The organism is Nonlabens marinus S1-08 (assembly GCF_000831385.1).
Lineage (GTDB): Bacteria > Bacteroidota > Bacteroidia > Flavobacteriales > Flavobacteriaceae > Nonlabens > Nonlabens marinus.
In genome coordinates, this window is the sequence record NZ_AP014548.1 from 1,972,158 (window position 1) to 1,985,203 (window position 13,046).

The window sequence follows — 13,046 nt, forward strand, 5'->3', positions numbered from 1 at the left end:
TATTCAGGCTTACTAGTCCTGTTTAGGGAATTTCTTCTTGTAATCAATAATAGCTTGTTCCACGATTTCCATGGCTTTTGCGCGCCCTTGGAAGTCTTCCACGTCTACTGTCTTATTCTCTAATTTCTTATAATCTTCAAAGAAATTACGCATCTCTTTTTTCCAAAATTCTGGAAGTTCTGCTACATCATTGAAGTGAGCAACGCTCATATCATTGGCCGCAACTGCGATGATCTTATCGTCCATCTCGCCACCGTCCATCATTTGCATCACGCCTATTACTTTAGCTTCTACTAAACACATAGGGACGATTTCAATTTGAGAAAGCACTAGAATATCTAGTGGATCTTGATCGTCACAATAGGTTTGAGGTATAAAACCGTAATTAGTAGGGTAGTACATGGAGGAGTAAATCACTCGATCCAGAATCAACATTCCGGTTTCCTTGTCTAGCTCGTATTTGGCTCTTGTGTTCTTCGGTATTTCAATAATTCCTGTTACCGTTTCAGGTGCATTTTCGCCGTGGCTCACGTCATGCCATGGATTCATCTTCTGTGTCATAATTTTTGTAAAAGGCTGCAAATTTAAGGTTTATACGCTTTCGCGAAAGCGAACTCACCACAAAACTCTGCACTTTAAGTACCTGATCTATTTTTAACGAAAGGTTTTACCGGCTTAAACCCTTGTTAAAAGGGCAATCGCGTAAATTTTCTCCACTTATGACGACTATCTTTATGATATGATGAGACAAGAAAGAAGCGGTTTTAAGTTTGAGCACTTTAACCCTAAGGATCTCGACCCATTTGACAAGCTTTTTGATATTTTCAAAGAGTTGATTACCCATACTTCTGGAGATTTTGATGAGGCCATCGACTGGTTGCGTGAGTTGGATAAAGAGTATAAACTAACCACTCCAGAATACACAGTGGATGATTTTATTGAAGATTTAAAAGAGCGTGGTTATATAAGGGAAGAATTTGATCCAGAAAAAGGTGGCGATGGAGAAGGAGACGAAGAAGGCAATGGTCCTGGAAAGTATTCTATTACTGCCAAAACAGAACAACTATTGCGCAAACATGCCCTAGATCAAATCTTTGGCAACATGCGTAAGGGCAATACAGGGAATCACAAGACCAACAAGCTAGGTTCAGGAGATGAGCATACCGGTGACTTAAGGGAATATAGATTCGGCGATGGGCTGGATCGTATTTCCATGACAGAGAGTTTGCGCAATGCCCAGGTCAACCATGGGATGGATGATTTCTATTTGTCAGAAAGTGACTTGATTGTAGAAGATACACAGTTCAAGGCACAGATGAGTACGGTGTTGATGATTGACATCTCACATTCCATGATTCTTTATGGGGAAGATCGTATTACACCCGCAAAAAAAGTGGCGATGGCACTTGCCGAGTTGATCACAACAAGGTATCCTAAAGACACACTAGATATTATCGTTTTTGGGAACGACGCCTGGCCTATTAAAATAGCCGATTTGCCCTATCTTAAAGTCGGGCCTTATCACACCAACACTGTTGCTGGCTTGCAATTAGCTATGGATATTCTACGTCGCAAGAGGAATACCAACAAGCAAATCTTTATGATTACTGATGGGAAGCCTAGCTGTTTGCGATTGAAGGATGGCAGGTATTACAAAAACTCCAACGGTTTGGACGAATACATTGTAGAGAAGTGCTACACGATGGCAGCTCAAGCACGCCGTTTGCATATACCTATCACCACATTTATGATCGCCAATGACCCTTATTTACAACGATTTATAGATGAATTTACCGAAGCAAATCAAGGGAAAGCCTTTTTCACAGGATTGCAAGGTCTGGGCGAAATGATCTTCCATGATTATGAAGCGAATAGGAGGAAGAGGTTGAAGTAATGATCAAAAACAAAGAAACATACATAGCCATTAATATTGTTGGAGTTGTAGTTACCATGATTCTAGGAACTTGGATTTCAATGAGTGCAAATGGTTTAACTACAAGCGGACATGGAGGGTTTCTAAACTTGATACTTCCAGCTTTTGTAGGTTTGCTTACCTTGATATTATTTTTTGTAGCCAGATTGCTTTTCAAAAGGTACAGTTGGGTAGTTACTATTATTGGATTGGTTAGCCTAATCTACTGGTCCATAAAGCTTTATTTAAATAAAATGTAGAGGAGGACTAACTTCGAAAACTAATGCTGTAGAATAATAAACTTTAAATAAAGAATTATAAATTAAAAAAAAGCTGTCTGTTCGAGCGGAGTTGAGAACTAAGTTCCACCTGCCGAAACAGCAAAGAAATAAAACAACAAACGAATTCGCATAGAAGTGCGAATTCTATATAAAGAAATATGAAGATAGAAAACATTAAAACTATAGGTGATCTTAAGAAATCTGGATGGACGTCAAAGTCCATTAAGGATGAATTAAGAGATAACCTTAAGGAGAATATTAAAAGAGGAACAGAATCTTTTACCGGGATTCATGGATATGAAAACAGCGTAATTCCAGAACTGGAACGAGCGATCCTATCCAGACACAATATCAACCTATTAGGTCTAAGGGGTCAAGCTAAAACACGATTGGCTCGCCTTATGACAGGCCTGCTTGATGAGTATATTCCTTACGTAACAGAAAGTGAGATTCATGATGATCCATTGAACCCGTTATCGAGAACAGCGATGCAGTTGATTGAAGAACATGGTGATGCTACGCCTATTTCTTGGTTGCACAGAGACGATCGGTTTTATGAAAAGCTGGCCACACCAGATGTAACGGTGGCAGATTTGATAGGAGATATAGACCCTATAAAAGCGGCCAACTTAAAACTAAGTTATGCCGACGATCGCGTGATTCACTATGGAATGATTCCAAGAGCAAACCGTTGCATTTTTGTCATCAATGAGCTTCCAGATTTACAAGCCAGAATCCAGGTGGCATTGTTCAACATATTACAAGAAGGTGATATTCAAATACGTGGATTTAAGTTACGCCTCGCACTTGATATGCAATTTGTATTTACTGCCAACCCTGAAGATTATACGAATCGTGGTAGTATTGTAACCCCATTGAAAGATAGAATTGGTTCTCAAATTTTGACCCATTATCCTGAGAACATCCAAATCGCCAAGACCATTACGCAACAAGAAGCTAAAAACGATGAGCGCACAAAGGATGGTGTCTATGTACCAGAATTAGCTAAGGACCTGTTGGAACAAATAAGTTTTGCAGCTCGTGAGAGTGAGTATGTAGATGAAAAAAGTGGCGTAAGTGCTCGTATGAGCATCACGGCCTATGAGAATTTATTGAGTACCGCAGAGCGACGTGCCTTAATGAATGGCGATGATAAAACGAACATTCGACTGTCTGATTTCGCTGGAGTGATTCCTTCTATTACTGGGAAGATTGAGCTGGTTTATGAAGGAGAGCAAGAAGGTGCAGCCTTTGTAGCTAATGAGCTGATTGGCGAAGCCATTAAAACTTTGTTTCCAGAATACTTTCCAGAATTGAAGAAGCTCAAGAAACCTGATGAGGAAACGCCTTATGATAAATTGGTAGAATGGTTCTTCAATAACGACGCTTTGGAATTGCTCGATGAATTGAATGATTCGGATTACAGAGCATTGATTGACCAAGTAGGACCTCTAGAGGATTTAGTGCAGAAACACCAGCCAGAAACAACTAAGGAAGATCGGTATTTCCTAAAGGAGTTCATCCTATGGGCATTAGTAGAATTCGACAAGCTTAGTAAAAAGCGATTTACAGAAGGCTATCAGTTCAACGACTTATACAGTGATTTTGTAAAAGGAATCTAGACGATTTAAAATTAAATTTTGGTTGCTACTCGAGGGGGTTTACCTTTGAGTATCAACCATTTTTTATGTCCTATCGTTACTTCCTTTTGTTACTTATCATTCTAGCAACTTCATGTAAAAGCGATACAGAGGTCGTGAAACCTTTCTCTGAAAACCAATTGCAAAAGATGGACATGACTGCGGTTAGCATGATGGATGCCTTGGCAAGCAACAGGCCAGAGGTTGTAATTCGCAATTTTGATCATCGCTCTTTTTCAAAACGTTTGGGTAAAAAATTCTTTTCCTTTAAGAAAGAAGAGCAGGGCTTTTTAATGGGAATTCTGATGAACTCGCTGGCTGAGCAAATTTTCACATTATCACAAACTATTACTAAGGCAGGTTTGAAACTTCAAATGATCGATGCTCGTCACAAAGGTAAAGTTTCCCAAGTGACAATTAAAGTCATGGATGCTGAAGAAGAATCGACTATTACCTATTTTGTCTTATACCTTAAGGAAAACGTAAATGGGGATTTTGTCCTTGTCAATTTCTATGATGTTTTTTCTGGAAAGAGTTTCTCTCAACTGGCGCAAGATCTTCTCGCCATCGATTTTGAAAATGAGAATATCGCTAGGTTATTTGAAAAACAGCGATTCAGGATATTAGAAGCCAGACACTTGGAGAGCTTTGGCAACTATCAAGAAGCTTACATGCAAATGGATTCTGTAACTACTGAGTTTAGAAACTTTGGAGTGTATCCTGTTTATAGGGCATTACTTTCCAGTCACTTGAATGACAGCCTTTATTTGAAAGAGTTAGAAAACCTTAAACAAATCACTCCTAATCATCAGAGTGTCCTTTTTTATGACTGCATCAGCACTTATGTCAAAACAGATGAAAAAGATCAATCGGAATGTCTTGAGGAATTTTTAATTGAATTACTGGACAATTAGTAAGTTCAAAATCAGGCGTAGATCAGAGGTTGAGATTAAAAAACCAAATTCTTACTTACCGGAAATCATAAGATTTTTAGCCTCTTTAGCTACTGCATCAGCTTCTTTGATTTGCCCCATCTTTCTTAGTAAAGAAGATTTCACATAAAGATTTTGTCCAGATTTTTCAATTTCAATCGCACGATTGATAAGAGCCATCCCAGACAGCAAATCCTGCTTATCTGTAAGGTTTTGAGCAATAGAACTGGCAGTTTGCGATAACAGCTTTTCACGATGCCATAATTGATCTAGATTCTTCTTAGTTAATTTAGGGTGTGATCCAGCAATAACTTTGTATTTACTAGGTACTGGAGCGTACACTAATAAATTTTTAGAGGCTGGCAGCTTTGCATTTTTGGCCACTAAAGCATTGAAAGCAGCTGGAGCTAGGGCGCCTGTATGTTGATCTACCAGGGTTCCATTCTTTAAAAACAGGAATGTGGGAACACCAGGGATGTTCAAAACCTCGTCAGTAATATTCTCGTCTATGTCTAATTTGTAAATCTTTGCAACACTTTTTGGGTCTGTAGCCATCGCTTCAATGGTAGGCTTCATCATGCGACAAGGACCGCACCAACTGGCCGTAAAATAGAGGATCTTCATCTCGTCATCAACCACTGCTGCGGTAGTAGCGATTTCGCTATCCGTTATATACTGTTGTGCTTGCAATTGAGATAGAGCAACTAGTGAAAAAAAACTGATAAGTAAGTACTTCATTCGTATGGTGTTTGCAGTGATGCTATCTAATTTTATACCAACTTGTGGTTTGTGCCAATAATGTGGAGGTTTTCGCTTTCGCGAAAGCGGAATCACCACACACATCACACACAAAAATAAGGACTTCATAGGTCAACTTAAATTCAAACAATGAATAACCGAAAAGAACAACTGGAAGCGCTGGATCGATTGCTTACCATAATGGATGAATTGCGAGAAGGCTGTCCCTGGGACCGCAAGCAAACCTTGCAATCCTTGCGGCACTTGACGATTGAAGAAACCTATGAGTTAGGTGATGCAATACTGGACAACGATCTCGATGAAATACCTAAAGAATTAGGGGATTTGCTTTTACATATTATTTTCTATGCTAAAATAGGTTCAGAAACGGGTGATTTTGACATAGCAAGCGTAGCGCATGGCATATCAGACAAACTAGTTTCACGTCACCCTCATATTTATGGAGACGTAAAGGTAAAGGACGAGGAAGAAGTCAAGCAAAACTGGGAAGCACTCAAATTAAAAGAAGGCAAGAAAAGCGTGCTGGAAGGAGTGCCTATGAGTTTGCCGGCTTTAGTGAAAAGTTCGCGCATTCAAGATAAAGTAGCCGGTGTAGGTTTTGACTGGGAGCATCCAGAACAAGTGAAAGAAAAGCTGGAAGAAGAACTGGCTGAGCTTCAGGTTGAAGTTGACAAAGGCGATAAAGATGCCATTGAAGCAGAATTTGGCGATGTGTTGTTCTCTCTTGTCAATTATGGGAAACATCTAGGCGTGAATCCTGAAGATGCGCTGGAGCGAACTAATAAAAAGTTTATCAAACGCTTTCAATATCTAGAATCCAAAGCCAATGAATTAGGAAAACCACTGAGCGATATGACCTTGGGAGAGATGGATGTATTTTGGGATGAGGCTAAAAAGCTTTAAATTAAAAACGGCGCCCCTCGGGCGCCGTTTTCTTCTTTTTCATTGCAATTTAAATTAAGCTTGCACTTAATTAGTCTTCATAGATCACTTTAGCATTAGCGATATCTTCATCTAGATCTGCCATTGTAGTAAAGTATCTATTGTTGTCGTTGAAAATCCGTTCAGGACGTTCTCCTACAATTACATATTCTACATCTAATTGTGGTGCGTTAATCATCACTTGATCTTGTTTACGCACTGTTTTTCCTTCTAGATCCATGTCGCTGTCTTCTAGGGTAGCAATAACATACAATTTATTACGTGTTGCGCGTACTTGTTGGATTTCAAGGTTCATATCGTTTCCTGAAATTTCAGTTTCTACAGTCAAGGTTCTTTCTGCCTTTTCTCCTGGCATGTCAAAATCAATCACGGGAACTTCAACTTCTTCTTCTTCCATGACTACAACTAATTTAGGTACTTCTACCATTTTAGTGGTCGTGCTAACATCTACATCCATCCAGTCAACATCATATTCTGGAAGATCACCAGATTCTGCTTCTACTTCTACATCAACTTCTGGCATTTCACCGCTTTCAGTTTTATTGATGTCACAACTGGTTAAAACAGCTGCTAGGGCAAAAATGGATACTATTCTAGTTTTCATAATTTTAGTTTTAGTTATTGGTCTTTGTGGTTAAAAATTGGTCGGTGTGTTTTGATAAATTTATTTGGAAGTGACTATAAATGCATGAATGACACCAGGGATGAAAAAGATTAATGTCAAGATCAAATTGATCAAGAAATCTTTCCCGAATCCTTTAGCGAGTCCAACACCCAATGGCGGAATAAAAATGTTCAAAATAATGGTTAGAATGCTCATATTAATTAGTTTAGGTTGATCGCAAGTTATATGGATCCCCTAGCTAATGTCGTTAAGCATTCCCTAATTAAGTAGGAATTAACGTATGAATATTAGATTCCAGTAAAAGTAGAAGGGGTTATGATGCGCATTTGAGCTTTTACAGAGTCACTGACGTCAAGGCCTTCAATAAAATCTGCCATGCTTTGAGCTGTGATCTTTTGATTAGTCCTAGTTAACTCTTTTAAAGCTTCGTATGGGTTAGGATAAGCCTCTCTTCTTAAAATGGTTTGAATAGCTTCAGCCACTACTGCCCAATTATCATCTAGGTCTGCAGTAATTTTTTGTTGGTTAAGTAAGAGCTTGCTCAATCCTTTTGAAGTCGCTTTGAAAGCGATGATGGTATGAGCTAGAGGAACTCCCACATTGCGCAGTACGGTAGAGTCTGTAAGATCTCTTTGTAATCTAGATATAGGTAGTTTGGCTGCCAGGTGCTCAAATAAAGCATTTGCAATGCCTAGATTTCCTTCACTATTCTCAAAATCGATAGGATTTACTTTATGTGGCATCGCACTGGACCCTATTTCCCCAGCCTTAATCTTTTGCTTAAAGTAGTCCATAGAGATATAGGTCCAGATGTCGCGATCTAAATCTATTAATATAGTATTGATTCGTTTCAACGCATCAAATAAAGCCGCCATAAAATCGTAATGCTCAATTTGAGTCGTTGGGAAACTGTGTTTTAAACCTAAACGATTTTCTACAAAGTCATTACCGAATATCCTCCAATCAATCTCTGGAAACGCCACATGATGCGCATTGTAGTTTCCAGTAGCTCCACCAAATTTTGCGGCATGTGGGATGTCTTTGAGCATTTTCAATTGCTCTTGAAGACGCACTACAAATACTTTGAATTCTTTTCCTAATCGAGTAGGAGAGGCAGGTTGACCATGAGTCCTAGCAAGCATGGGGACATCTTTCCAATCCTCAGCTAGCTGATCAATTTGTTCAATTAGCTTTTCAAGTTCAGGCTGGTATACTTGTTCTACCGCATCTCTGATTGATAATGGTATAGCGGTATTATTGATGTCTTGAGAAGTCAGTCCAAAGTGAATGAACTCTTTATGGCTCTCTAGATTCAATTCGTCAAACTTGTTCTTTAAAAAATACTCTACTGCCTTTACATCGTGGTTGGTAGTCTTTTCAATTTCCTTAATTGCTTCGGCGTCTTCCAAGGTAAAATCCTTGTACAACTTTCTCAAGTCAGATTGAATCTCATTGCTAAGAGGTTGCAGCTGAGAAATTCCGCTTTCGCTTAAAGCGATAAAATATTCCACCTCGATCAACACTCGATATTGTATCAAGGAAGCTTCAGAAAAATAATTAGAAAGGGACTCGACCTTAGAACGGTAGCGGCCATCAATAGGCGAAATTGCTTGTAAAGACATAGTGTAGCTTTAAAGCCTGCAAAAATAGGATTTTAGACTGAAGAAATAGGGGTCAGGCCTGGCTAATGCATCTTGTTATGCATTCAAGTTTTTGAGTACTTTTCCTGCGACGCTTTTATAGCCTGCGTTTTGAGGATTCGGTAAATGCTCCTCGATTAACGCTGGGAGCTGCTGGTGCACCCATTCAAACTCCTGACCTAATAAAAATAAGGCCTTGGTAGCAAATGCCAAGTTAGCCGTCTTACCACGAGCTGTCAGCAGTTCATTAAAGCAACCTTCTACCAGTTGCTCTCGCATTTTTATACTGAGCAAAGACTGCAGTGGATGCCGTTTTCTGGAATAATAGGCTTTTGAAACTAGGTAGCCAATTTTAGTAAGCGACCGCATACCAGAATGATTGATGGCTGTGGGGAAAAGCGCGCAAATATCCTTGAGGTGTGGATAGCATTCAGATTCATGAAGCAAAAAGGATTGCTCTAGGCACCAGCAAGCTTGATGAGAAACACCTGATTCCGGTCTGCATAAAAGAATAAGTTCCGTCATTAAATTAAGCTCAACACAGATTTTACCTAATCGAACTCGTGGTTCTTTATAAGCTTTGAGATTTTGTAATTCCTTTTTTAATACAAGCGCATCCATGAATCACTTAGCATTGTGAAGGTCTGCATGGATCATGTCACAGGCTTTTTGGATTCCTGTACTTGCGTTCTCTGCAATTACCGTAAGTCCATTTCCACTGTTTAATGTTGGGCTAGGGTCTACTAAATAGATAGGTGAAGCTGCTGGCGCATAATGCATTAACCCAGCTGCAGGGTAGACTTGCAGGGATGTTCCCACTACAATTACCGCATCTGCGTTTTGAATCCAGTCGATAGCTTCATCCATAGCGGGAACCTCTTCACCAAACCAGACAATATGTGGTCGCATTTGTGATCCCGCGGCACATTTATCGTGGATGGTGATATCTTCAGTCCACTCTTGGATATCTTTTATGTTACTAGAACTGCGAGCCTTGCGCAGCTCGCCATGTAAATGTAGTACTTGGCTAGATCCCGCACGCTCGTGCAAATCGTCTACGTTTTGAGTGATGACTTGAACCTCATAATTGCGTTCCAAGGCAGCAATACAATGATGCGCTGCATTAGGTTCCACGTCCTTCAACTGCGCACGTCTCTTATTGTAGAAATCAAGAACCAATTCTGGATTGGCCTGCCAGCCTTCAGGTGATGCAACTTCCATCACATCATGTCCTTCCCACAAACCCCCAGCATCTCTGAAGGTAGAAATACCACTTTCTGCACTCACACCAGCTCCTGATAATACGACTATTTTTTTCATGGGTTCCATTTTTCAGCTTCAATTACTACCGCACCGCGACCGTTGATGCTGGTAAAGAATAGATAATTAAATTCACTTTCCGTAAAGTTATATTTTGTGCGGATTTGTTTCACGCTTTCGCGAAAGTTTCTGGTCACCACCGCATGCGCACCTTTACCGTATTCTCGCTTGATAGACTTAGGTTTGTAATCTTGTGTTTTTTTTACCTTAAAAATTCTTCCTGGAAAATCTATAAACTCTTCAGAAGTAAGCAAGTGCGCGTCCTGATCTATCTTTTGAATTTTATACTCTTCAGCTAGTTGCGCAAAGGCTTGTGTTTTCATTACGGCAGCGTTGGGTTCGTATACATACGCCTTTACTTCACTAAATTCTAGAACTGGAAGGTAGCCAGGGCTGTATGAAAATTTGGGTTGATCTGTCTCTAGGTTGACAGCGGTGATAGTTAGAGAAGTATCTTTTTTATTCAACAACCATAGCAATTCTTTGACTTCATTTTTAACCGCCACTACGTGAATTTCTACCACATTAGGAAGTTGTTGAAGTCCGGCAGTAATGTCTAGCATCGGCGATGTCTTAATCAAAATTTGATCTGATTTATCAAATAGCAATTCAATATGTTCCAATACATTGGGTTCATAATCGGTAAGCAGTACTGCCTTGCTGGAGGCTGCTGTTTTGCGGCTAGGATCTAGATAAATTAGGTCAAAGCTCTGGTCTGTATTTCTTAAAAATGCAATGCCATCCTCACAAACACTTTTAGTTGGTAATTGTAAGGCTGATAGGTTGTGTGCTGTAATTTCTTGTAGGGATTTATCTCGTTCCACATGGGTGGTTTGAGAGTACGCTTTCGCGAAAGCGATTACATCAACCCCTAAACCACCAGTCAAGTCTATCATACTATTGCCTTGAGTGATCTGCGCTTTATAAGCTGCAGTGGAGGCAGAACTGGTTTGCTCTAAATTGACCTTAGGAGGGAATAGGATTTCCCGATGTTCAAAAAGTAAAGGAAATTTGTATCGCGCCTTTTGCAGACCGATTAATTGTTGGGTTAAGTCTTTGACCTCGATTTCAAATGGATGCGACTTGAGGATGAATCCAGCCGGTGATTCATGAAGGTGCTCCATCAAATACTCTCGCACTTGTGGTTGCAGCACTTTCAAATTCATAGTTACAGGTTTTGGGTAAGTTTTTTAACGATTTTATACTCGCTCAAGAATTCTTTTGAAATCACCTTGATAGCGGTATACAATGGTATAGCTAAGACCAGTCCCAGTATACCGAAAACTAGTCCTGCGATCAATATAATAATAAATATTTCCAGAGGGTGTGATCGAACTGATTTTCCAAAAATCAACGGTTGATTGAGGAAGTTGTCGATCAACTGGATGATTCCATAACCTATAGTAACCACAATGAGTTTAGGTAAAATAATTTCTGTAAAGTTGGCCCCAAGGTTATCACTTATTACAAATGCACACATCAGTACATAACCTATTGCTGGACCTAGATAAGGAATCAAGTTGAGCAAGGCACAAAAGAAGGAAATGATCAATGCATTTTGTACTCCTAAAGATAGCAGGATGACGCTATACAAAACAAATAAGATGGCAATTTGAAATACCAGTCCTATGAAATATCTGGAAAGCAGTTGTTTAATCTTAGTAAATGCTCGCAAAAACTGGCCTTCATTCCCTTTTTTAGAAAATACTAGAACACCTTCTAGCAATAGTCGGCTGTCTTTCAATAAAAAGAAAGATATAAATAGGATAGAGAATAATCCAATCATGAAACTTCCCAAGGTTCCAAAAAAACCATTGACAAACTGGGGTACGATGTCCATTGTAAAGTTCTCGCGTACAAACTCCAAGTTCTGTATGCGTTCTAATACATTGACACGATTGATCCCAAAATAATCGCTGATTTGCTCATTGAGGACTTCTAGATTTTCCTTGACTTCCTCAATATTGATTTTAGATATGTTTTCTCCCTGTTCTGCTATTACAGGTATGACCATCAGAATCGCTCCCACGATGATGGAAAACAGGAAAAGTAATGTGACGATTACTGCTAGAGTGTTAGGAAAGCGCAGTTGATCTCTTAAGAATAGTACTATAGGTCGTCCAATTAAGGATAGAACGGCTGCGATTCCAATATAGAATAGGACAGATTGTATTTCCCAAAGAAACCATGCCAGCAAGATGACACCGCCTATGATGAGCAAAGCTCTCAAAAGTCCAAAGGCGATTGCTCGCGACATTGATTTAGGTTCCATAAATTAATTAATTGGTAAACACGTACTTAACAATATTTGCTCCCATATCCAGGGCTTTACGCCTTACATTTGGCGGGTCATTGTGTACTTCTGGACTTTCCCAGCCATCCCCCAAATCGCTTTCAAATGTAAATAAAAGAACTAATCTATTTTCATGAAATATTCCAAGAGCCTGAGGACGGTTGCCTTCATGCTCATGTATTTTAGGTAATCCCTGTGGAAATTTCACGTAGGAACTGAAGATGGGATGAGAGGCAGAAAGCTCTTTCCATTGCTTATCAGGAAACAAGCGAATGATCTCTTTGTCAAGATAGGGTTTCATTCCATAGTTGTCGTCTATATGAAGAAATCCACCACTCAATAAATAGCTCCTAAGATTTTCAATCTGTGCATCATTGAAGACCACATTCCCGTGTCCCGTCATATGTAAAAACGGATATTGAAAGATGTCAATACTTTGCGGTTCTACGGTTGGGATTTTAGTGGATATAGTAGTGCCTATGTTAGAATTACAGTAGCGAACTAGATTAGGAAGGGCTGTGGGGTTGGCGTACCAATCGCCACCACCATCATATTTTAACAAGGCAATCTCTTGAGCTTGGCTGATGGAAGCTATTAAAAAACCGATTACCACAAGGAAGTGCGGTGCTGCTATTTTTGGCATATTAAAAAAAATGTTAAAAAAAGTTATCAAAAATTAGAATAATAAGATCAGTTTTTCAT

15 protein-coding genes are annotated in these 13,046 nt (G+C 39.5%); 5 read left to right on the plus strand and 10 right to left on the minus strand.

Annotated features, from left to right (window positions below):
* Positions 1-12 precede the first annotated feature (12 nt).
* Positions 13-561, minus strand: coding sequence for an inorganic diphosphatase (locus NMS_RS09085; RefSeq protein WP_231862376.1), 549 nt, complete (start codon positions 559-561; stop codon positions 13-15).
* A 178-nt stretch (positions 562-739) separates the two neighbouring features.
* Here NMS_RS09085 and NMS_RS09090 point away from each other — a divergent pair, with 178 nt between their 5' ends.
* From NMS_RS09090 to NMS_RS09105, 4 genes are all read left to right on the plus strand, one after another.
* The gene (locus tag NMS_RS09090; RefSeq protein ID WP_041496422.1) at positions 740-1,894 is read left to right on the plus strand and encodes a vWA domain-containing protein; all 1,155 of its coding nucleotides are present in this window, start codon (positions 740-742) and stop codon (positions 1,892-1,894) included.
* The gene (locus tag NMS_RS09095; protein ID WP_041496423.1) at positions 1,894-2,172 is read left to right on the plus strand and encodes a hypothetical protein; all 279 of its coding nucleotides are present in this window, start codon (positions 1,894-1,896) and stop codon (positions 2,170-2,172) included. Before NMS_RS09090 ends, NMS_RS09095 begins: the two co-directional genes overlap by 1 nt.
* Positions 2,173-2,351: 179 nt before the next feature.
* Complete coding sequence (locus NMS_RS09100; protein WP_041496424.1) at positions 2,352-3,815, plus strand: magnesium chelatase; 1,464 nt, start codon at positions 2,352-2,354, stop codon at positions 3,813-3,815.
* Between the two features lie 65 nt (positions 3,816-3,880).
* Positions 3,881-4,747, plus strand: a complete 867-nt coding sequence (locus NMS_RS09105) for a hypothetical protein (RefSeq protein ID WP_041496425.1) — start codon at positions 3,881-3,883, stop codon at positions 4,745-4,747.
* A gap of 51 nt (positions 4,748-4,798) precedes the next feature.
* Here NMS_RS09105 and NMS_RS13515 read toward each other — a convergent pair whose 3' ends face one another.
* The gene (locus tag NMS_RS13515; protein WP_084217677.1) at positions 4,799-5,632 is read right to left on the minus strand and encodes a thioredoxin family protein; all 834 of its coding nucleotides are present in this window, start codon (positions 5,630-5,632) and stop codon (positions 4,799-4,801) included.
* Positions 5,633-5,653: 21 nt separating this feature from the next.
* Here NMS_RS13515 and mazG point away from each other — a divergent pair, with 21 nt between their 5' ends.
* A complete protein-coding gene (gene mazG, locus NMS_RS09115) occupies positions 5,654-6,427 on the plus strand; it encodes a nucleoside triphosphate pyrophosphohydrolase (RefSeq protein WP_041496426.1) in 774 nt (257 codons plus the stop codon).
* A 70-nt stretch (positions 6,428-6,497) separates the two neighbouring features.
* Here mazG and NMS_RS09120 read toward each other — a convergent pair whose 3' ends face one another.
* The 8 genes from NMS_RS09120 to NMS_RS09155 all read right to left on the minus strand — a co-directional run bounded on the left by NMS_RS09120 (position 6,498) and on the right by NMS_RS09155 (position 12,987).
* A complete protein-coding gene (locus NMS_RS09120; protein WP_041496427.1) occupies positions 6,498-7,070 on the minus strand; it encodes a hypothetical protein in 573 nt (190 codons plus the stop codon).
* Between the two features lie 60 nt (positions 7,071-7,130).
* Complete coding sequence (locus NMS_RS09125; protein ID WP_041496428.1) at positions 7,131-7,286, minus strand: YqaE/Pmp3 family membrane protein; 156 nt, start codon at positions 7,284-7,286, stop codon at positions 7,131-7,133.
* Positions 7,287-7,378: 92 nt separating this feature from the next.
* Positions 7,379-8,713 (minus strand): adenylosuccinate lyase, encoded by a 1,335-nt coding sequence (gene purB, locus NMS_RS09130; RefSeq protein ID WP_041496429.1) that lies wholly within the window; start codon positions 8,711-8,713, stop codon positions 7,379-7,381.
* 75 nt (positions 8,714-8,788) lie between these two features.
* Entirely contained in the window at positions 8,789-9,256 is a 468-nt protein-coding gene (locus NMS_RS09135; RefSeq protein ID WP_231862377.1) for an adenylosuccinate lyase, read from the minus strand.
* Between the two features lie 99 nt (positions 9,257-9,355).
* Positions 9,356-10,051 carry an SIR2 family NAD-dependent protein deacylase gene (locus tag NMS_RS09140; RefSeq protein WP_041496431.1) on the minus strand — a complete coding sequence of 232 codons (696 nt, stop codon included), beginning with the start codon at positions 10,049-10,051 and terminating at the stop codon, positions 9,356-9,358.
* On the minus strand, positions 10,048-11,217 hold the full coding sequence (locus NMS_RS09145; protein ID WP_041496432.1) for a THUMP-like domain-containing protein: 1,170 nt from the start codon (positions 11,215-11,217) through the stop codon (positions 10,048-10,050). Before NMS_RS09145 ends, NMS_RS09140 begins: the two co-directional genes overlap by 4 nt.
* Before the next feature lie 2 nt (positions 11,218-11,219).
* Positions 11,220-12,308, minus strand: coding sequence for an AI-2E family transporter (locus NMS_RS09150; protein ID WP_231862378.1), 1,089 nt, complete (start codon positions 12,306-12,308; stop codon positions 11,220-11,222).
* Between the two features lie 22 nt (positions 12,309-12,330).
* On the minus strand, positions 12,331-12,987 hold the full coding sequence (locus NMS_RS09155) for a DUF4159 domain-containing protein (RefSeq protein ID WP_041496434.1): 657 nt from the start codon (positions 12,985-12,987) through the stop codon (positions 12,331-12,333).
* Positions 12,988-13,046: the final 59 nt, after the last annotated feature.